Source organism: Proteiniborus sp. MB09-C3 (genome assembly GCF_030263895.1).
GTDB lineage: Bacteria > Bacillota > Clostridia > Tissierellales > Proteiniboraceae > Proteiniborus.
This window is the reverse complement of record NZ_CP127161.1, coordinates 832,054-853,006: the sequence shown is the minus strand read 5'-3', so window position 1 is coordinate 853,006 and position 20,953 is coordinate 832,054. Positions and strand designations below refer to the sequence as shown.

General features: G+C 31.9%; 25 protein-coding genes and 1 pseudogene. 5 read left to right on the top strand and 21 right to left on the bottom strand.

The annotated features are described in order from the left end of the window. Nucleotides 1-303: 303 nt before the first annotated feature. The 7 genes from QO263_RS04195 to QO263_RS04170 all read right to left on the bottom strand — a co-directional run bounded on the left by QO263_RS04195 (nt 304) and on the right by QO263_RS04170 (nt 3,936). On the bottom strand, nt 304-741 hold the full coding sequence (locus QO263_RS04195) for a hypothetical protein (RefSeq protein ID WP_285626753.1): 438 nt from the start codon (nt 739-741) through the stop codon (nt 304-306). Between the two features lie 264 nt (nt 742-1,005). Beyond that, nucleotides 1,006-1,881 (bottom strand): methionyl aminopeptidase, encoded by an 876-nt coding sequence (locus tag QO263_RS04190; protein WP_285626751.1) that lies wholly within the window; start codon nt 1,879-1,881, stop codon nt 1,006-1,008. Between the two features lie 32 nt (nt 1,882-1,913). Then, complete coding sequence (locus QO263_RS04185) at nt 1,914-2,273, bottom strand: helix-turn-helix transcriptional regulator (RefSeq protein ID WP_285626750.1); 360 nt, start codon at nt 2,271-2,273, stop codon at nt 1,914-1,916. Nucleotides 2,274-2,499: 226 nt separating this feature from the next. After that, a complete protein-coding gene (locus tag QO263_RS04180) occupies nt 2,500-3,057 on the bottom strand; it encodes a DUF3795 domain-containing protein (protein ID WP_285626748.1) in 558 nt (185 codons plus the stop codon). A gap of 303 nt (nt 3,058-3,360) precedes the next feature. Then, nucleotides 3,361-3,552, bottom strand: coding sequence for a hypothetical protein (locus QO263_RS19110; RefSeq protein WP_502928691.1), 192 nt, complete (start codon nt 3,550-3,552; stop codon nt 3,361-3,363). After that, nucleotides 3,549-3,713, bottom strand: coding sequence for a hypothetical protein (locus QO263_RS19105; RefSeq protein WP_502928690.1), 165 nt, complete (start codon nt 3,711-3,713; stop codon nt 3,549-3,551). The genes QO263_RS19110 and QO263_RS19105 overlap by 4 nt, the downstream gene beginning before the upstream one ends. 16 nt (nt 3,714-3,729) lie before the next feature. Next, nucleotides 3,730-3,936, bottom strand: a complete 207-nt coding sequence (locus QO263_RS04170; protein ID WP_285629360.1) for a hypothetical protein — start codon at nt 3,934-3,936, stop codon at nt 3,730-3,732. 138 nt (nt 3,937-4,074) lie between these two features. On the opposite strand from QO263_RS04170, the gene QO263_RS04165 reads away from it, so the two are divergent. Further along, the gene (locus QO263_RS04165; protein WP_285626746.1) at nt 4,075-4,602 is read left to right on the top strand and encodes a GNAT family N-acetyltransferase; all 528 of its coding nucleotides are present in this window, start codon (nt 4,075-4,077) and stop codon (nt 4,600-4,602) included. A gap of 176 nt (nt 4,603-4,778) precedes the next feature. Here the strand turns inward: QO263_RS04165 and QO263_RS04160 are convergent, their stop codons facing one another. The 5 genes from QO263_RS04160 to QO263_RS04135 form a co-directional block, all read right to left on the bottom strand. Continuing rightward, complete coding sequence (locus QO263_RS04160; RefSeq protein WP_285626743.1) at nt 4,779-5,306, bottom strand: hypothetical protein; 528 nt, start codon at nt 5,304-5,306, stop codon at nt 4,779-4,781. A 345-nt stretch (nt 5,307-5,651) separates the two neighbouring features. Continuing rightward, entirely contained in the window at nt 5,652-7,031 is a 1,380-nt protein-coding gene (locus tag QO263_RS04155) for a M56 family metallopeptidase (protein ID WP_285626742.1), read from the bottom strand. Continuing rightward, entirely contained in the window at nt 7,024-7,395 is a 372-nt protein-coding gene (locus QO263_RS04150; protein WP_285626741.1) for a BlaI/MecI/CopY family transcriptional regulator, read from the bottom strand. Before QO263_RS04150 ends, QO263_RS04155 begins: the two co-directional genes overlap by 8 nt. A gap of 493 nt (nt 7,396-7,888) precedes the next feature. Beyond that, on the bottom strand, nt 7,889-9,400 hold the full coding sequence (locus QO263_RS04140) for an IS1182 family transposase (protein ID WP_285626740.1): 1,512 nt from the start codon (nt 9,398-9,400) through the stop codon (nt 7,889-7,891). A gap of 359 nt (nt 9,401-9,759) precedes the next feature. Continuing rightward, nucleotides 9,760-10,236 (bottom strand): GNAT family N-acetyltransferase, encoded by a 477-nt coding sequence (locus tag QO263_RS04135; protein WP_285626739.1) that lies wholly within the window; start codon nt 10,234-10,236, stop codon nt 9,760-9,762. A 745-nt stretch (nt 10,237-10,981) separates the two neighbouring features. Here QO263_RS04135 and QO263_RS04130 point away from each other — a divergent pair. From QO263_RS04130 to QO263_RS04120, 3 genes are all read left to right on the top strand, one after another. Next, on the top strand, nt 10,982-11,350 hold the full coding sequence (locus tag QO263_RS04130; RefSeq protein WP_285626738.1) for a helix-turn-helix domain-containing protein: 369 nt from the start codon (nt 10,982-10,984) through the stop codon (nt 11,348-11,350). Continuing rightward, nucleotides 11,293-12,189 carry an IS3 family transposase gene (locus QO263_RS04125; RefSeq protein ID WP_285629198.1) on the top strand — a complete coding sequence of 299 codons (897 nt, stop codon included), beginning with the start codon at nt 11,293-11,295 and terminating at the stop codon, nt 12,187-12,189. The genes QO263_RS04130 and QO263_RS04125 overlap by 58 nt, the downstream gene beginning before the upstream one ends. A 270-nt stretch (nt 12,190-12,459) precedes the next feature. Then, nucleotides 12,460-13,425 carry a helix-turn-helix transcriptional regulator gene (locus QO263_RS04120; RefSeq protein ID WP_285626736.1) on the top strand — a complete coding sequence of 322 codons (966 nt, stop codon included), beginning with the start codon at nt 12,460-12,462 and terminating at the stop codon, nt 13,423-13,425. Between the two features lie 413 nt (nt 13,426-13,838). Here QO263_RS04120 and QO263_RS04115 read toward each other — a convergent pair whose 3' ends face one another. Continuing rightward, complete coding sequence (locus QO263_RS04115) at nt 13,839-14,060, bottom strand: type II toxin-antitoxin system death-on-curing family toxin (protein ID WP_285629196.1); 222 nt, start codon at nt 14,058-14,060, stop codon at nt 13,839-13,841. Nucleotides 14,061-14,175: 115 nt separating this feature from the next. Beyond that, nucleotides 14,176-14,445, bottom strand: coding sequence for a type II toxin-antitoxin system Phd/YefM family antitoxin (locus QO263_RS04110; RefSeq protein ID WP_285626734.1), 270 nt, complete (start codon nt 14,443-14,445; stop codon nt 14,176-14,178). Between the two features lie 251 nt (nt 14,446-14,696). Here QO263_RS04110 and QO263_RS04105 point away from each other — a divergent pair, with 251 nt between their 5' ends. After that, nucleotides 14,697-14,984, top strand: coding sequence for a transposase (locus QO263_RS04105; RefSeq protein WP_285626732.1), 288 nt, complete (start codon nt 14,697-14,699; stop codon nt 14,982-14,984). Here QO263_RS04105 and QO263_RS04100 read toward each other — a convergent pair. From QO263_RS04100 to QO263_RS04070, 7 genes and pseudogenes are all read right to left on the bottom strand, one after another. Then, entirely contained in the window at nt 14,965-15,474 is a 510-nt protein-coding gene (locus tag QO263_RS04100) for a hypothetical protein (protein ID WP_285626730.1), read from the bottom strand. The genes QO263_RS04105 and QO263_RS04100 overlap by 20 nt on opposite strands. Nucleotides 15,475-15,774: 300 nt before the next feature. Further along, nucleotides 15,775-15,963 (bottom strand): annotated as a pseudogene (locus tag QO263_RS04095) (recombinase family protein); the annotation flags it as partial. Nucleotides 15,964-16,218: 255 nt separating this feature from the next. After that, nucleotides 16,219-16,791, bottom strand: coding sequence for a hypothetical protein (locus QO263_RS04090; RefSeq protein WP_285626728.1), 573 nt, complete (start codon nt 16,789-16,791; stop codon nt 16,219-16,221). A 422-nt stretch (nt 16,792-17,213) separates the two neighbouring features. Continuing rightward, complete coding sequence (locus tag QO263_RS04085) at nt 17,214-17,522, bottom strand: type II toxin-antitoxin system RelE/ParE family toxin (RefSeq protein WP_352169367.1); 309 nt, start codon at nt 17,520-17,522, stop codon at nt 17,214-17,216. Beyond that, a complete protein-coding gene (locus QO263_RS04080; RefSeq protein ID WP_285626725.1) occupies nt 17,515-17,799 on the bottom strand; it encodes a type II toxin-antitoxin system Phd/YefM family antitoxin in 285 nt (94 codons plus the stop codon). Before QO263_RS04080 ends, QO263_RS04085 begins: the two co-directional genes overlap by 8 nt. Before the next feature lie 34 nt (nt 17,800-17,833). After that, nucleotides 17,834-18,010 (bottom strand): hypothetical protein, encoded by a 177-nt coding sequence (locus QO263_RS04075; protein WP_285626724.1) that lies wholly within the window; start codon nt 18,008-18,010, stop codon nt 17,834-17,836. Between the two features lie 39 nt (nt 18,011-18,049). Further along, nucleotides 18,050-20,953 carry a M56 family metallopeptidase gene (locus tag QO263_RS04070; RefSeq protein WP_285626723.1) on the bottom strand — a complete coding sequence of 968 codons (2,904 nt, stop codon included), beginning with the start codon at nt 20,951-20,953 and terminating at the stop codon, nt 18,050-18,052.

Below are 20,953 nucleotides of genomic sequence, written 5' to 3'. Positions count from 1 at the left end.
TTGGGGTTATATAAAAAAATGCATCAAGATTTTTATATCTCAACGCATTTATAGTTTTAACTTTATTCATTTTTTACATAATGGAGGGTTATGGATTACCCATACAGCCTTTTTATTATTGAGTATACACAAATCTTCCTCAATACTTGGCAAACTATTTAGGAACGAGATGATAAAATAAATGTCTTTTGAACTATCCGTTCTCGGAAATATCTCCATCCGTGCTTTTTGCATATCATCTACCGTATAACTTATTTTTTAAGATTACCAGATTACTATTTATATTTAAGATTAAAATTGAATTTATCGCTCTGACATATATTTTTCAATTTCTTTAGAAGTCAATCTCTTCACTTCCGTATTTGGATATTCTTTGTATTTTTCGCTTGTAAAAACAGGTGCCATTTTCTTGCAAATTTTGTCTTTATTCTTTTTCAAGAACAATTCTAAATCTTCAATGTCCACAAAAATCTTATATGATATTCGTCCTTTGCTACTAGTAATTTCATAAATACCACACGATTTTTTCGTTGTATAATCAGCGGTTCTTAAATATAATTTTGCAATCTCTAATGATTTAAATGGAAAATTCCATCTTTGCAGTCCTCGCTTTTCATCATGCTCTATACAGATACAGCGCCCACAAGTGCCACAAATATATTGTGTATGTTTCTGTAAGCAGTCCAATGGATTAAGTAATGGTGTTATTCTATTTTCATCACTATAACATTCTTCACACATATTCCTACTGCCCCCTCTTTCAAATTCTAATTTATTTTATCTAATTTATATAAAAGCTCTTTACTGAACATAATTCTCCGTTCTACATCTACACATATGGATTTAAAAGAAGTTACTTTGTTCCTTTTTTATGTTCTTCATCAATCTGTCAAATGCTGCTTCACAACTTCTCCTTCTGTCGCACATCATACACGCGTGACTCTTCTCTTTGCCATTTTTCGTTTGTTGTAAAAACTTCTTGAATATATCGCTGATTTGGTGGCGCTAATAGGCTAATATCTCATAGCCATTATTAGTAACTAAGACCATGACTTCCCACTGAGCTGATGGCATTCCATCTGCTGTATAAACTGCCCAACCATCATTATCATCTACAAAAACTTCATCAGTTCCCATGTTAACCATTGGCTCAATAGTAAATACCATGCCCGGGACTAAAAGCATTTCTGTTCCTTTTTTTGAAACATAGCTTACCCACGGTTCCTCATGAAATTGCAAGCCAATACCGTGTCCGCCTATTTCCTGTACAACCGTATATCCATTACTCATAGCATGTTCATGCACAGCTTGCCCCATATCGCCTAAAAATCCCCATGGCTTTATTTGTGCTAATCCTAATTCAATGCATTCCTTAGCCACATCCACCAGTTTCTTTTTTTCAGGACTTACATTTCCAATACAAAACATTCTTGATGAATCCGAAAAATATCCATTGTATATTGTAGAAACATCAATATTAATAATATCGCCATCTTTCAGCAAAACATCGCTTGATGGTATGCCATGGCATACTTGATCATTGATTGATGTACATACGCTTTTAGGAAAACCTTCAAAATTTAGTGTTGCTGGTATTCCACCCAAAGCCACCGTTTTTTCATAAATTAAAAGATCAATTTGTTCTGTTGTCATTCCTATATGTAGCTGTTCAGATATGAAATCTAAAACTGCTACATTGACTTTCCCGCTTTCTCTAATCCCAATAATTTGTTCTGGATTTTTTATAATTTTTCTGGGGGGAATAATACAACCTTGGGTTTTGTACCATGATAGCTTTTCGTCAAAAGACTCATGACATTTTTTATACTTAATTCCGCTTCCACACCAACATAAATCATTTCGTCCAATTTTTTTTAACATTAAAAACGCTCCTTATATTTACTGTGGGGTGTTCAAAAGTCTATTTGAGCTCTATCAAAAGTTAAGATTTCCGGCAATAATTTACGGTATTGAAAGGGTGTATAACCATAGACACGCACAAAAGCCCTTGTAAATGCTTCATGTGATGAAAAACCATATTGTATAGCAATGTCAATAATTCGATACTTCGTTTTCTGTAACGCCACCGCTGCCATACTTAGTTGCCGCTTCTGAATATAATCCTTGAATGAAACACCGACATATTCGTGGAACTTAGTAGAGCAATAACAAGGTGAATATCCTACAAACCTGGACATTTCTTCTAAGGTTGGACTTTCTTCTAAATTTTCTTCAACCCACTTCACCATATTTTCAATTGTTTTAATAGACAATTCTGTTCACTCCCGCAATTATATTATACATTCTTTTATATTTCAAAACTTGATTACAGTTTCAATTTTTATACATCATATAAATTGAACTCATTTATGCTTGAATTCTGTTTACAAATACTACAATCTTTATGATGTTATATCACCTACCATTCAGTAAGTCATCAAGAATCTATGACTATGTAAAAGTTCCTGTCACTTTGGTGCTTATTTTCACCAAAATATATTACTTCTTTGCATGCTTTTTATTAAGCTTTAAAACAATATTTTTCGATTCTGCAACAGTTTGGAAAATTGTTACTGCGACACTTGCTTTTTCTTTTAACGTTAAGTTTTCATATGCAGTCTTGGAATTGATTTGTTCTATAATATTTTTTAAATCATGCAAATCTAAAAGGTTTACAGCTATACCAAAAAAGCTTTTCCGACGTCCATCGTTATAGTTTGCAAGCAAATATCTTAGTATCTCGGCTTTTTCTATTAATTCAGAATTGTATTGTTCTGTGCCTATTTTTTGTGCTTTTTCCATATCTTTAAGTTGATTGCGGTGGGTAATAAAAGAGTCAAATTCATCTATGCCTTTGTATTTTTCACAAGGATATTCATTGCATAGATAACAGTATTCAATGTCTCCATGCTGTAAACTGCACTTGGCAATAGAACAGCCTTGATTACCTGCACCTCCACCACAACCCGGGCAATAATTATCCAATTTCATAGTACATAGTTCACAATTTAAACCACATAACGAAAACATTAGGTCTTTCCTTTGAAAATTTTTCATACTTATCCTCCTTACATGGATATAAGTTCTCTTCACACTCTAGAGAAAGAATTTCATTTGTTTGCCACCTTGTATATAATTGTACGCAATAAAACCTTATAAAGCCTTTAATTTTCTATCCGATAAGATCTGCTATTTTCTGTGCTTCTGCAGTTGTGAAACTCTTTCTTCCTTTCATATAGCTCTACACCTTGGCAATATTAGCCTATATCTAATTGTAATATTGTTATATCATAGATTCCTAAAAAATCATATAGTATTCCACATATCTCAAAATACAATCCACCTCTTTCCATCATAATCCTAATACCTTTCTGTAGTTACATTCTGCTCATAATATTCCAAGGAGTATTTAATATCCTTATTATCTGCTCTTCTAGCTACAAAACCTTGATTTTTCAAACTCTCTTCTATCCCTGCAAGATAAGGAAACATATTTGATTCCTTATCATTTTTAAGCCTTATTATAATTAAAAATTTATGGGCAGTTGTCATCTGCTCCTACATTCTATCAAGGTCTGCTGTAATGGTTTTCTTATAATAGAATTTTGCTCCGTTTCCATTCTTCTTTTTAGATACTGCTTATTGTCATCAAAGTTTTCATTTGAGTTAAGGCATAGCCTTTCAATTTCAGCTATCCCTTTTAATACTGTCATAAGTGCATAGATCCTATCACTTACGCTTTAATCTGATAATATTCTGACTTACATATTGATTACCATTACCTTTTTCATCACCTACACATAATGCACCTACTGTATCTTGGTAAGTTTTAGGTAGATAGCAGACTCCAAGCCCGATTAATTTTATTTTTTTTATTATATGCCAAGTATTGCCCAGCAAATGCTTATGTAAAGGAGATGCTCTTATATATTTCATTGATTGTCTCCTCCTTTAATCAGATTTTATTAACAATTGAAATCTGGTTTTTTTGCTTTTACTATGATAAAATCATTCTATAAATTCTGCCATATAATAGCTTTTTGAAGTTGTACTTATATTTTTGGAGGTAACAATATGAAAATTGTAATTGAAATAGGGTCCTTGTCCGATTTGGATGAATTAGAGTTGCTATACAATGATTTAAACGAATATTTATCAACAACAACAAATTACCCAGGATGGCTAAAAGGAGTATATCCTGTTCGAGAAAATGCTGCTGTAGGTATCAATAATAAGAATTTATATGTGGCAAAATACTCTGGTAAAATAGTAGGATCTGTAATTCTTAGCCACGAGCCGGAGGATGCATATCATGAAATCAAATGGAACATAGATACAGATTATAGTAGTATTTTTGTTGTACATACTTTTGTAGTTCACCCTGATTTTTTAAGAGCTGGTATTGGGAAAAAACTGATGGGCTTTTTCATTCAGTTAGGGAGAAAAATGCAAATGAAATCAATCCGTTTAGATGTTTTTGAAAAGAATATCCCTGCCATTGCTCTATATGAAAAAATCGGTTTTAAATATATTGATACGGTTGATTTAGGTCTTAGAAACTATGGACTAAATTGGTTTAGATTATATGAAATGCTATTGTAGGTATAAGCACACCATCATTAAGCTATTAAACCAATAAAATTTAAACAATATCAAAACAGAACAATAATTCAAAACCGAATTATTGTTCTGTTTTTTTACTATCTATATACCTAAAATCGTCCAAATAATAAAAAGAATGTGTCTTAATTATAAAATTAATTGACTAAAAATAATTATTATTTACTCTGACCTAATATAAGTGTTGCGAATGCAAAAGAAGATTTGTTTATCTTACTTCTAATCAATAAGCAATGTATGGATTTGCCTTCAACCATATAATCATAATAGCTTTCCAAGTATTCGCTTTTTTCAAATATAAATTCTGTATTTATGTCTTCTACTGAAGTTAATATAAGTGGACTTATGTCATAATCAGAAACAATATTACCACCTTCATCTACTATGTAATCATAGACTTCAAATTCATTTGTCTTAAAATTTATTGCTTCAATTTCAATTTTTTCTCCAAAATAAATTGTTTGCAAATCAATAAACCTTTTCCCAACCATAGCACTTTTTATCGCTTCTTCGATATCCTTTTTATCTTTATTATTTCTATCTCCATAATAAATTGGTTTTAATTCTTTAGAATCATATGATATTTTAATGGCCGGCTCTTGTATCATCTTATTTTGGCAAGATACTAAAACTAATAATATCAATAATAAACTAGTTATAATAAATAAATTCTTAAATTTTTTCACAATACTTCATCTCCTTGTAAAATATAAATTCTCTTTATTTCGCATGATTCTACTATGACAGATCTTATTTTCTGTCCTCTGAACCACAATACGTCATCAGAATTATAATCTCAGCCGTAGAATATACCCAATCAGCCTTAGCCATGCTTGACTTCTTGGGCATTCCTAACATAAGATGTACCTCTACTTACAACTCACTTCACTCCTTGTAAGCAGGATTACGGCTTCAACGTGGCTCGAGAGGACAGAATGAATATCTTGCGAATGTCGGTTGCCGAAAACATATCCATAGCATTTTTGGAACTATCAATAGGCAGGAACATGTCGACTATATGATGCATAAAATTAAATGGTAAATTCAAATTTTTCTGTAATACTTATTACCTTACCATCTTTTACTTCAACAAAAAATGGAACCTTCTGTGCTGGTGGTGAGTCAGAATATGATTCATTTAAATGTAGGATAAACTCTTCTTTTTTCGTCGTAGTATATAGTCTGTCACCATCTTCATCTTTAACAAATAGAAGGTTATAGTCAACAAAGGTAAATGTTGTTACATTGGTGATTTCAAAAGTTTGTTTTTCTATGTCTGCATTATAAATATAATATCCACTCGGCATATCTGCACTTTGTTCCAATTCAAGTTCTTCTATTCGTGCTTTATCTTCCATCGTAATGATTTCAACCTCATCAAGATATAATAAGTTATCTTCTATTACCATGTATCCTGTTATTAATCTTGACATAGATGAATCTGTGCCACTTTTTACTATAGAACCTAGATTCAAGCTATCAGGATTTGCCAAAAGTCCAATCCCAACAGCTGTTGCAATAATGACCGATAAAACAATCACCCAAAATCTTGGTCTTTTATAATTTAACACGTTTTTAATCCTCCTTTTCACATTTCCCTCACCAAAGGCAAGTGGACTTCCATTTAAAATATGTTTTCCAGTAGCAATGGATAATAACGAATTGGCATAAGACTTTTTAATATCTTCATTCATTTCTCTCAACACTCTTTCGTCACAGGATAGCTCCATATCTGTACTCATTAACATAAATGCAATCCACACAAGAGGATTAAACCAATGTATGGACAATATCAAGAAAGCTAATATTTTAATGATATGGTCTTTTCGCTGAATATGGGTCTGTTCATGTAGTAAAATATAGCTTCTTTCTTCAATATTAAGTCCAACTGGTAAATATATCTTCGGTCTTATTAAGCCAAGTACAAATGGTGTTTTTAAATTCTTAAATTCGTAGATATTTTGCTCTATTAACTGTGCACTATTAAGCTGCTTTTTTAAGAGTAAAACAGATGCTAAGCTATAAATAAGCAACATCAATGTTCCTAAAATCCAGATGTAAGAACCTATTTCTATATAAATCTGCAATGGATTTACACTTGCTCCAATAGTCGGTGCAGGAAGTAATTGGCTTACAAATGAATCAAATACCTCTATTCCACTATTAATATGAGGGATTTGCTGATAGATGATATCACGAGGAATTGGAACAGTATTCGTACTCCGAGGCAAAAGGCTAAACATGCTTTCAAAGGAGAATGGAATTATAAGGCGAAATGCCACAACACCCCATAAGGCATAGGAGATGAGTTTTGGAGTTTTTTTAAGTAGTAGCCTAATAACTATCACAAAAAGGATTACATAGCTTGCAGTAAGGCTCATATTTATGACAGAAAGAAATAGTTCACTCATTGCTATCCCTCCCATACTCATCAATTAGCTTTTTCAACTCATCAACTTGATGTTTACTTAACTTTTTAGCACTGATAAAAGCTGTTAAAAATTTAGGTAAAGAACCTCCAAAGGTATCCTCAACAAAACGTATACTTTGCTTGGCATAATATTCATTCTTTGTAATTAGAGATGAAACTATAGCATTTTCATTTTGAAAAATACCCTTTTCACATAACTTTTTCAGTACTGTATACGTTGTAGATTTTTTCCAATTCATTTCTTTTTCACATAGTTTCACAAGATCGCCAGAGCCAATCGGCTCATTCCGCCAGATTAATTCTGCAAACTTTTCTTCAGTTTCTGCAAGTTTATATGCCTTCATGACAAACCTCCTTGATCTATAAGCTATCGACCTTACACTGTGAGTCTATATCAAATAGACCAGATTGTCAATAATAAATTTTTAAAATGTATATAAATTTTAATTATTATCATAAAATGTAAAAGCTTGGATAACTCCAAAATGTTTTAATGCATCTTTAATTGCTTCTATCTTTTCGGATGTTGGGTGTTTTGGAAGCATCATATATTGGCAACCCCAAATCCAAATCTCTTTTTACTTCTGCAATATAGGCGGCATACACCTTGAAATTATACTTGCTTTCTATATACTCTTGTATCATTTTACAGGTAACCCTTTTGCTTGGTCTATATTCTTCAGTTTTTTCACTATCCTATCAATGGGAATTTGCCCTTCCTCATCACCAAACTCTACATTTATGTTGATATGTGTGTCTGCTTTTTTGTAGGAGAGCGATACAACCGTCTCAACGTGCAAAAATGGATACCTGTTCCAATGTAATTACCGTAGTCTTTTATGCTATGAGCTGTTTAATGTTACCAAATAATATTGCATGTTTGGAAAATAGTGGGTTAACAGGTGCCTTTTTACCTGTTAACCTCCTTATTATTTCTCTTATACCGAGTATATTTATCACTCTTTTCATATCATAGGCTAAAAAGGCCAAAGAGGCCTCCGCCTTCACTGACTCTAAGCCTCTTGTCAGAAAATACGTAATTCCAAATCCTCTTTTTACTGTTTTAAAGGGATGTTCTACAATCATTTGTCTCTGTCTGTAGAATTCCTTGTTTTCTGAGGTCCTTTCATCGACTATGTCTAGGCAATCTTGATCTATAGACCTTCTTATTCGTCTTCCTTTCGTATCTTTTGTACATTTATCTTTAAATTCACATTTACCGCAAGCCTCAAAATTTCTATATACTATTTCTTTTGTGTTTTCATCTATAGGTTTCTGTCTTCTGGAATAAAGCCTTTCTCCTTTAGGGCATATATAGACGTTTTCTTCCTTATCATATTTAAATTTATCTAAATAAAATTCTTCTTCCCCTGTAGAGTTTGGAAATACCTGTTTTGCAACATAGGTGATTATGTTTTCCTTTTCACATATTTTTAAATCCACTGCATTGTAATATCCTTTATCTGCTAGGGTTTTAAGTTCTTCTACATCAAATATTTCTTTTGCACTTTTAGCCATTTTGCTTAACATCCCATGGTCAGTCGGGTTATTTATGACATCACAATCTACTACTAATTTATGCCTGCCATCTACTACAGTCTGAACATTATAACATACATCGACCCCATTGTTATTTACGGCCATTAGCCTTGAGTCTGGATCTGTTGTTGATGTTTCTGTTGTTTTGCCATTTTCTATTTCTTCTTTATATGCCTCGTATTTTTCCTTTCGTTCTTTAAGTTCCCTAATTTTCTCTTTAATTTCTTCTTTGTTTGGTTTACGGTCAAGGGATTCTTTATCATCATTTTCTTCTATTTCTGCCATGTATTTTTCAGTCTTTTCTTCTAAATATTTAATCTTACGATTTAGACTTTTGGTGTTAAAGTTGTTTTTCTTGGAATTAGAAGCTCTAAATTTAGAACCATCAACGGCTACTACCTCTTTACCAAAAAGATCCCATTCTTTACATAGAGCTACAAATTGTTTAAATACTAAATTTATGGCCTCTTTATTATCTTTTCTAAAATCAGATATTGATTTAAAATCTGGAGTTAATCTTCTTAGTAGCCACATCACTTCTATATTTGTTTGAGTAGCCTTTTCTAATGTTCTTGATGATGTTATTCTATTCATATAACCATAAATATATAGTTTAAGTAAATCTTTCGGATCATAGCTAGGTCTGCCTTTATCTTTAGGCACTGCATTTTTAAAGCCTAGTGCAATCATATCTAATGATGCCACGAATGCGTCTATTATTCTCACAGGATTATCTTCTGATATATAGTCATCTATATATTCAGGAAATGCAATCTTACTTTTTCTATTTATTCCTTCTATATATCTCATGCTACCACCCTTTCTTATGATATCATGGGTAAATTGTAGCATATTTGACCTTAATTATGTCAACCATTTGTTGGATTTTCTACACTGTCTGACGTCTCAACGTGCCTTGAGATGACAGCAATGATGTTATGGATACCTTGTTATTTCTTGGAAAAAACCTATGTTTTTAAAACATCTACATTTATAGAGAGACTTTTATAATCAATTATCTACCTTTAATCGTTTCTAGCATATACTTTTCATTGAATATATACTGGTGTACAGAGACTTCAAACTCGAATTTATTATAAACGCAACTATATTTTACACTAGATTAATTGTAGTATTTACATCATATTAAGTTTTGCTTAAAGGAATCTTTATTGTGTAGTAGTATAAAGCATAATATGAAAAATCACGTTTGATACAGCATGATGAACACTCCTGTTATATTTGAACCCAATTCTCTCATATACTTTAATTGCTCTTTGGTTAAATGAAGCAACGGTAAGTCTATAGTGACTTGTGTTAAATTTCTGCTTAGTAAAAGAAATACTATCCGCCAAAAACTTACTACCAAACCCATTTCCGCATAATACTGGGTTTAACCCAAGTCCGATGTCTAAAACCGTTTCGTCCATATATACATCCTTCTCTAAAGTTGGTATTTGTGCGGATTTTCCAATACAAATATAACCTAAAATTTTATTATCATTATCAAAAGCCGCATAATATTCACCATTCATAAGCTCCGCTAATGTTTCATCGCTCCTATCAAAGCTATAGCAAGAATATATATCTGGATACATCCATTGTGATATTTCAAATGCGGATTCTTTTGTCATTAAAGTAAACAAGTCTTTTTGCCCCCTTCCTGTTATATAAATTTACTTATCTCTCCTCTACTCCGTAATGCATCATGAGAAGTATACTTTCAGTCGTAGAATGCTCCTAATCACACTTCACTTTGCTCGTGCTCTTGAACATTCCTGACATGAAACGTACCACTACTTACTTTGTAAGTAGGATTACGGCTTCAACGTTCCTTGAGATGACAATAGAGATGCCCATTTCTAACACTCCCTCCTTAGAGGGCATTACATTTTTTCGAAATATATTCATTCTTTTTGAATGGATGTTTCAATGATTCCACTAAAAATCTTTTAATCTTAGGTCTAATCAATGTCTAATTCTAACTCCTCAAACACGCCTTTTTCTTCGCACCTTGGACAGTGTTTAGGTAGCTTTTCACCTTCTTCATATACGTCATTTCAGCAATTAATTTTAGGCAATAATGCTCCTCGTAACAGCTCTCACAAAGCTCTAATAAACACTCTGAGCACTCTCTAATTTCATCTGCATGAAAATAATATCCACATCTTTCGCATTCTATCATTTTGATTCCTCTATCTAATAATTTGATGTTTCCGATTATTATTAAATGACATTTCATATGCTGTAGTATATGGTTTTACTACCTTTTATTGTATGATAATACTAATACATTTGCAATAATTTTCATTTAAAATACCAAGGTTCCTGTCCCCTTGGTAGTCACTGTCCCCTTGGTAGTCTGATATTCATGGAGAAGCTAGCTTTTCTATGAATCCTAGAAAATATACTGGTGAATTTAAAATAGAAGTAGTAAAATATATGCATAATAACCATCTATCCCTAGACCAGGTATCTGCCCTGTTTGGAATACCAGGTACAACTACTGTTCAAAATTGGGAACGCATATATAATGAGGAAGGAGAAGTTGGTCTTTTAACTGAAAGACGTGGAAGATCACAAAAACAAGGTATGAAAAAAGATAAAAATGAAATAAATATGGACTCCTTAGATAATGCTACAGAAGATAAATTAATATTAGAAATCAAAAAGCTTAAAGCAGAGGTTGCCTACTTAAAAAAATCTATAGCCTTAAAGGAAGAAAAAATGAGCTTAAAAACAAAGAAAAGGCACAGGTAGTAAACTCTTTAGGGCATGAACACGATCTAAATACCCTGCTAGAAGTTGCAGGATTAAAAAGGTCAACATTTTACTACCATATGAAAAGATTCGACATACCAGATAAATATGAAAAAATTAAAGAAAAGATAAGGGAAATATATGATAGCAGTAAAGGTAGATACGGCTATAGAAGAATAACTATGTCCCTAAATAGCTTTGGCTTTGTAATTAATCACAAAACTGTACAAAAACTTATGAAAGAACTAAATATCATATGCCAAGTGAGAATGAAAAAATATAAATCCTATAAAGGTGAAGTAGGAGAAGCAGCACCAAACCTATTGAAGAGAGATTTCTCAGCAGAAAAACCTAATCAAAAGTGGGTTACAGACATAACAGAGTTCTCACTATTCGGGGAAAAATTATACCTATCACCAATACTAGATTTGTTTAACGGAGAGATCATTAGTTATTCTATTACAAGTAGACCACACTTCGGGCAAGTAATGGAGATGCTTGATATTGCATTTGAAAAGCATAAAAACTTAGAAGGTTTAACATTTCACTCAGATCAAGGGTGGCAATACAGACACAAAAGATACAGTTATCGATTAAAACAACTAGGAATAAAGCAAAGTATGTCCAGAAAAGGAAACTGTTTGGACAATTCAGTAATTGAAAACTTTTTTGGTTTGTTAAAATCAGAATTACTATATCTTCAAAAATTTGATGATACAGATCACTTTAAGAGAGAACTAATAGATTACATAGAGTGGTATAATAAATACAGAATAAAGACCAAACTAAAAGGATTAAGCCCTATCCAATATAGAGCTCAATCCTTATCAGTAGCTTAATTCAAAATGTCCAACTTTTTGGGGTCAGATCATTCCTGTCCCCTTGGTACGGTCCCCTTGGTAGTCATGGATACAAAAATTATGTGAAAAAAACCGCATTGAGGGTATTGAAAAATTTGGTTGAGCATAGACGATACCTAAATGCGCTGAAAAACCAAAAGATGTAGAACTTAAAAGAGAAAAATGAAATAATAGCAAGTAAAATCAAGCAGTAATCTCTCTATTTCTTTATAATAAATGTAGGGTGATTGAAACGAGGTGAATAGACGAATGTACGAGTGGCAGAAACAAATTCAAATAATCGTTGATGAAATTGACGATTGTATTAAAGATTATAATGATGAAGCCTTGACACTACGCTTTCTTTCTCGCAAGCTGGGTTATTCCGAATTTTATACAACGAGAAAATTCAAAGAAATATCGGGTATGCAATTTAGGGATTATCTGAGGCATAGAAAATTAGCCTTTGCACTAAAAGAGGTTCGAGATAGTGAAAAAAGCCTTTTAGATATTGCTTTTGATTATGGTTTTTCATCACATGAAGCTTTTACCAGAGCTTTTAAGGGAACATATGGTGTAACTCCAAGTAAATACCGAAGAAAGCCTAAGCCTGTCGTTCTTCGTACAAAAATAAACCCTTTCGACCGCTACTTTTTAGGATTAGGAGAAATTGGTATGATGAAATCTACAGATGATGTAAAAATTTATTTTATAACCATTCCTGCACACAAATTTTTACACATTAAAAATTATGAGAGCAATGGGTATTGGGACTTTTGGCAAAAGCAAAGTCTTATTCCAGGACAGGACTACGAAACAATTTGTGGATTACTCGATAGTATCAAGAGCAAATTAGATGACGATGGTGGGAGCGAACCTAACTGTGGAAGCGGTCAGATTATGGCGTACATTAACGACCCGGACGGTAGACTCTGCGACTGGGGTATTCCGCGTACAGAGTGTTGGGGTGTACGACTTCCTTTTGATTATAAAGGGGAAGTGCCACCGCAAATGCTTATGGTTAATGTTCCCGAAGCTGAGTATATTGTTTTTGAACATGGGCCATTCGATTATGAGCAGGAAAATCGTAGTGTGGAGGAAAAGATTGAAAAGGCAATGGCAACTTTTGATTTTGCAGGCACTGGTTACTGCTTTGATACTTCCCCCGGTAGAATAATTTACTTTTATTTTAACCCGGAACGGTTTTTTAAGTATATCAGACCAGTGCGGAAGTAAATAATATTGACTTCCTATCCACTCTATACAGACGCTAATGAAGGAATCAATTAGAACATTAAGTAAGTACACACTTGCCGCCACAATAACGGTAATAAAAAACCGTTGTTATGACGGCAGGATAGCTATGCGCCTGTACAAAATACAGTAGCCTAACGTCGGTTTTGAATAACAATCAAAGCCATGGAGCAAGATGTGATCACATTGAAAACATCTATACCTTATTGGTTAACTTTGATAAAGTATACGATGAAGCTGAAATGTCTTTGAAGTCTATTTTACTCAATTTTCCTGTTTATAAAGACGATGGAGATGTTTGTGAGTTTTTGTGGGACAAAAGCATGCACGTCTCCACGATGATAATGATGTGGTGGGTAGATATTATCCCCTTAGTGAAAGGCTTTTTTCTGAACTTAACTATGATTTATTATCCAGTTTAGCAGTTCCATATCATTAATTGAGCCATCTGCTAGCCCGAATCCAAGAATAATCAATTCTTCATCTGTACAGTCAATTTCAATTCCATTAATTTCTAGAAATATCATCATCACTAAAATACCCATCCTCTTATTTCCATCTATAAAAGGATGGTTCTTAATTAAAAAATATCCTAATTTGGTTGCTTTTGCTTTGATCGTTTTATAAATATATTCCCCATCGAAGGTTTGAAATGGTGCATTTAATGCAGATTCTAATAATCATTAATTCCATCGATACCACCAGTTTGGTTTATCAACATACTATGAGTTTTTATAACTTGTTCTTTACGAAGCCTTTTAATTTTGCTAATTCCTCAAAGGCTCTCATGTGTTTGGACAATATCTTTTTAGCTACTTCATCAATTTTCATTTCACCAACTATCTTTTCTTTTTCTAACTGCCTATATTCTATTAGTACATAACGAGGCTTATTATTTTTTAATATTACTGCAACTCCATTTTCATCGACCATTCTTGCTATTTTAGAAGAATTTTGATTTGCTTCAGATATTGAAACTAAATTATTTATATTAATATTCATAAAACCATCTCCTATCTAAAACTATTGGAAATAATAGCATTATGGTATTTCAATTACTTCCAGTTGCAATCACAATATTTATTATTGTACATACCCTAAAATACTCATTGCGGCTATTTTCGTTCTACGCTTCCCGACATCATTCGTCATGTTTTGGATTAGTTTGGTGATAGAATAAAAAACGGAGAACATAAACATGATATGTCCTTGAATCTGGTATAATAAATATAACAGACAAGGAGAGATCATTTATGGGAACTAAAAAACATTACAGTAAAGAATTTAAACAAGATGCAGTTAATTATTATTATTCATCTGGCAAATCAATCAAAGCAGTAGCAGAAGATTTAAAGGTTAGTGCTACAGGTCTTAATAATTGGATTCAAAACGCCAAAAATAATGATGGAGTAGTAAATCATAGAGGTTCTGGTAATTATTCATCAGATGAAGAAAAAGAAATTGCAAAACTAAAAAAAGAACTTAGAGATAAAGAGGATGCACTCGAAATACTAAAAAAGGCTATAAGCATACTGAACTAAGATTAATTGGAGCAATATATAAAAAAGTTAAAAATTTATCTAAAGAACGCCGAATTTCAATGAACTCCATACATTCTCTATAGTAAGTTGTATCTGTACACATATTGTAATCTTTAATAATATTCTCACTTAATACATTTGAAATAGGGGTCCTTATATACGTACATGGATAAATATCTCCATTTGTTGAAATTGCAAGATTGCAATATTTTCCACCACAAATCTTATTATTTAAACTATCTTCACTTTCAAACATATAATTTTCCATAATAAGTTTTTCTAAATCGTAATCAGATATATTATGTTGCTCAACACATTCAGATGAATCAATTTTATCAAAGTGTATAAAGTTTTCCCTTAACTTAATACCTCTTTCTAAAGACCAATTCCTAATCTCTCTTCTTTTTATGAAATTTCCTTTATTCCACAATATTGACGCATCTACTTCTATATCACTCTTCTTTAATTTCTCAATTATGCTAAAAATCATATAGAAGTGTTACAAAAATGCTTGACCATTACAAATCCATGATTAAAATCAAATAACCAGCATCGCTGGTTATTTAATAATATTAAGAATGATCTGACTTGTGAGCACCACATCCGTGGCGATTACCTGGATTAGCCAATTCAAAAAACAGCTTATCACTTGCTGACTAATACTAAAAATCCCCATGTATAGTAAGTGTATTTCTGATATTATCGTACATGCTTTCAAGTAATCATTGCAACCATTTTCGTTCGACGCTTTCTTGCATATTTCAACATCTTTTGTCGATACGCGACCAAAAATGGACCTGCTTTCATCCTGAGCCAGACTTGCTAGTATTGTTATAAGTACTTCTCCTTTAGAATCTAATGTATTTATGTTTTCTTTTTCAAATATTACTCCAATCCCTAGTTCCTTTAGTTCTCTAACATAGTTTAGGCAGTCTAGAGTATTCCTTGCAAACCTTGATATAGATTTAGTTATTATCATATCTATCTTTCCAGGTAATAGCTCTATTTTCGCGTACACAATAGACCCCCTAACAAAAAATTCCCCTAAACTTATCGTCTAAGGGAACATAAAACACACCTACATATTTACTTAAAACCTTTTCAACCTAGCTATTTCAACCTATTCCTTCTCTATCAAAGTTAAAGTCTCAACGTGCCCTTAGGATACAAAAAAGATACCTATTGAACCTATCCTCCTTAGAGGCAAAATATACTTTTAATCAAAACATCTATATTACTTCATTACTTCAAAAATAAACTCACAAGGTTTTTGCCCCTTGCTGTTAATCGGAGATGAAACAATTTCTTTTGTTTTCAGCCCAACACCCAGTTGCAGCTGTAAGTGACGCCGAAATGAGCCGGCACAACAAAAACAATAAGAAAGCGGCATAGCGCGATCATCAGCATCGCCTGTGAGATCAGAAACTGTCATGCCTTTTTTTACGGCAGCGGGACAGACACATTTGTATTTTTCATTTCCTTTGTATGAAAGAGTTCCTGTCAATAAATTGTTCCCATTAAGAATAATTTTTTCTGAATCATAAATGTTGTTGTTCAGATGATTTACCTTTTCATCTAATGATTTACCAGTCAGATCTTTTCCAATCTTTTTACATTGTTTTAAAAATTCCTGTCCGCCTCCACAAGCGCATGAATCTAAAATCTCATGCATTATATCTGGATCAAGCAATTTCTCCATTCGCACAATAACATCTACCAAATCTTCGTTGCCGATGATTTCTTTTATTATTTTTTCACCAACATTATTTAGCGACAACTTCTTTTTAATTCCATAAACTCTTGCCATTTTACTTTTCTCCCTTCAATTTAATTGGCACATAAATCTCAAGTTGATGATAGCCAAGCCTTTTTTTAATATCATCATATGGATATATCATATTACACAGCATTTGATGACCAGAACACTCGTCTAGTTATAGTATAAACTGTTCCCCAACGGCAGAGTCAAGGGGTAAATAAATGTTTCAATGTGTTTTCTTTTACCCTTGACACAACACCACACACTCCACGTGCCTTCAAAGGTCAATAAGATGTCATAAATACATACTGTTCCCTTGGTGGAAGTCTATATATTTTTTATTTACTATACTTTCTTTTTTTAGAAGTACAATTACCAAAAAACTCATCTTCTTTAATAATTAAATTATAACGAGCATGGAAAAAGCCCTAAAGCCAATTGCTATAGAGCTTAAAACTATTGTAGCCTAACTATATTAAATTTCTATATTCTCTTCTTCCATCAACTATTGCATATACAATAATCATTTTATTTTCTTCACTTACCTTATAAAATATAAGATGTTTCTCTACAAAGACTATTATATAACCCTGTTTTTTCAAAATAGAATATCTAGGTATGCTTCCTGAGTTAGGAAACTCTTTTAAACGATTAATGGATTCCTCTATTTTATCCAAATATTTGAGAGCAGTATCAACACTACCTGAATCATCTGCAATATAATAGATTATATCTCTCAGTTGATCTTCTGCTTTGTCTGTTCTCATAATCTTATACATTTTCATTCTTCCTATTTACCAAAGATTCACGAAGTTCATCCAAAGATTCTTGCATGGAGCCTACCCTTCCATTTTGTACATCATCTTCTGCTTCTGCAAGGGTTCGAAGCAATTCTAATTCAGCTTTCATTTGCTTATAATCCTGTAATCCAAGAACAGCTGTATCGCCACGACCGTTTACAGTAATAATCACAGCCTCTCTGGTTTCCCTGCACTGTTTAGATATTTCATTATATTTATTTCTTAGATCTGCTGATGGTCTAATATTTAATTCCATGATAGCACCTCTTTCCATCTTAAATTCATACCCATTAAGTAAATTCATTGTCTGACTTGTTATCAAATATTATGCTTACTCCCTCAGTAGATAAAGTTCCTGTTTTAATTCTCATAGTAACTCCTTCAAGATTATTTATAGTTTCATACTTTGTAAGTTCCAAATTAATATACTTGGTAGAGGAAGTATTACTATTCTGAACCTCTAGCATTTTTTCAAAATCTTTTAACTTTATAAAAACATCTTTTACTCAATCCTCATTTTCCCATAAATATGGATCTCTTAACTTTCTATCAGCTGGATGACCTGTAGCAAAGATATCAACTCCATCTTTACTTCCAAAGTACAGATCAATAAGTTTTAATACTTTATCTTCACTTGTTATTAATAATTTAGCTGTCATTCCAGAGCCTTCAAATTGAAATGGCAATTCAAGATACCATAGTTTATCCACTGAATGTTGTCGTAATTCTACCTGTCCAAACTTATTTTCCAATCCATAATTAACATCATTACCACCTTTTATATCCTGTTTTTGTGTTAATTCTAACATTTTATCAGTAAATATTTGAAGATTTTCATTGGATATATATTTCTCAAAAGATACCTTCTTCTGTTTTGCAACTGCGCCATTAAACAAATTTACAAAGGACTTTCCAAACTCTACAATTACTTCATCATCTGAGTTGCTAGAACCTTCTCCCTTAATAAAAAACTCTTGGTTTGCAAGTTGCTCTAATATGTCGGTAGTAATATTACTGCTGTTGTCCTGATTAATTGATGTAACCCCTGTATATAGCTTTCCTTCTTTGTTTATAAAAATATCCATTCCTTTTTCAGTTTGTATATGCCCATAAAACCTAAATGGATAATTATCTTTGCCACCACTAAACATAATATTATCTACCATTATATTCTCTTTACCATTAACTAATTTCATTAAACTATAATAATCATTACCCTTGTATCTAATAAATAATATTTCATTATTAGATATACTTATAGGCATGAAATCAAAATCATTTCCTTCTGTTATCTTTCGTACTTGAGAACTTTTTAAATCATATTCATAAATATTATGTGGCTGGTTTTGCCAGTCCTTATAAGCTTGATTATAATCCGTTATCATCTTAGGATCTACCGCTTCAGTCGCTGAATATAATAATTTCTTTCCATCTAAAGTAAAACGAGGAGTCATAGCTACAAAGTCCTCATCTGTAATACTAATAATACCATAGGATTTATCCTTATATATATCTAATAACATGACCTTCTTGTTTTCAATCATGTCTCTACTAGTACCTTCAATTAATCCAATGGTATTATTATTTGTATTAATCGCTAAATGATTTTTGTAGGATGATGTATCTATACCTGTAATTTCCGTATGGGTCTTTTCTTTCACATCATATATACCTATCCCAATTCCATCACTACTTAGAGAACCGGAAGCTGGTTTTTCCATTATATAAACATATCTTCCATCAGCTGAAATATCCCAAACAACAGGATTATAACCTATTGTTTCATCTGTAGATTTTTTGCCTTCCACGATTATATTTGTAGAAAATTGTTTCTTATTTTCATCATAATTATTTAGGCTTATTTCTACTATGCCATCATTGGCCATAAAATCTCCTTCTGCTGTAGTCCATCTACTAGCTTTTCTACCATAGACCATATCATTCTTAGAAGACATTAATCCTGTATAATAGTATTCATCTAAATGTGACCTTCTTTCTTTAGAAAGTACATTCAATACTGTAAATCCTGACTTTCCACCTGAACCATATATTATGGATGTATCATCGATCCAATCATAGGATCTATAATAATGCTCAATTCCATCATCTATTTTTTCATAGCTTTCATCTTTTACACTATATATAAAAAAACTGTCTTCCTTGGTATATGCTATATAATTTCCTCCACTAGATATTAGGGGATACTCAAAGTTATTACCATCATGAATTTTTGTCTCATTTTCACCACTTAAATAAGAGTAATAAAGTCCATCTTCCTTGATAAATACTACAAAAGAGGCATTCTCTTCTAAAGTATTATCAGGTAAAATACTATAGGCTATTGTAATGCCTGATATTAGCATTAAAATTGCCGCAAACAAGGACATGATCTGTTTTTTTCTCGTAATTTTAAATGAATATATCATATTTTCTAATCTAGTTTTTAATTGTTTTCCACTACTCCCCATAGCTGTTGTAAGTGAAGCTTTCTTAAACATGGAACTGCTTACTACACTTAAAATGGTTTCTCCATAGTATTTTCTATCATTGATATCCATCTCTTCTACCACCTTTTCATCTATGGAATATTCACAGTATTTATCCATTTCTTTTAACAATATATAGACAAGTGGATTGAACCAATGGACAGCATTTATAACAACACTAAAAGATTTTATTATAATATCATTTCTTTTATAATGATTGAGTTCGTGTAGAAATATCATTTTCAATCTTTTATAATCTTTATCAATGTCAGGAATGAGTACTACAGGACGAAATATCCCTATCAACATTGGAGAACCAACAGTATTACAAGTTCTTAATTGTACTTTTGTCTTTAAATTTAGCTCCTCTTTACATATATTGAATAACTTTACAATATCCTCTTCCTCTACTATTGTACTATCTCTTAAAACAGATGATTTAAACCTTATATAGGGTACAAGATTTAATAAGAGTAAAGTAATTACACCAATCATCCAAATGTATTGAATCATATCTTTATAGTTATTTATATCGAATTCTATATCTTGAAAATCTTGGTTTTCTGTTTTTATCTTATTAATATCTTTGTCCGTTACTTTATCTTCTATTTCTACCGCATTCTCTGGCATCTCTTTTTCTATGCTTATATTATTCTCTATACCTTTTATCTCTTCTTTTATATTTATATTTTTCGGAACTATTGCTTCCATAATTTCTAGTTTAGAGATATTTGAGATTGGATTTATAGGCAATACTATAAAATTATTTGCTGATATAATAAAAAAAGTTAAGATTAAGATAAGCATTTTATAATACCAAGATGAGTTAAAGTGTTTTTTAGTTATAGGTTTTAAAAGTAAAAATATGAGAAACATAATACTTCCCGTAACAGACATATTAAATACCATATTTAGGATTTTCAT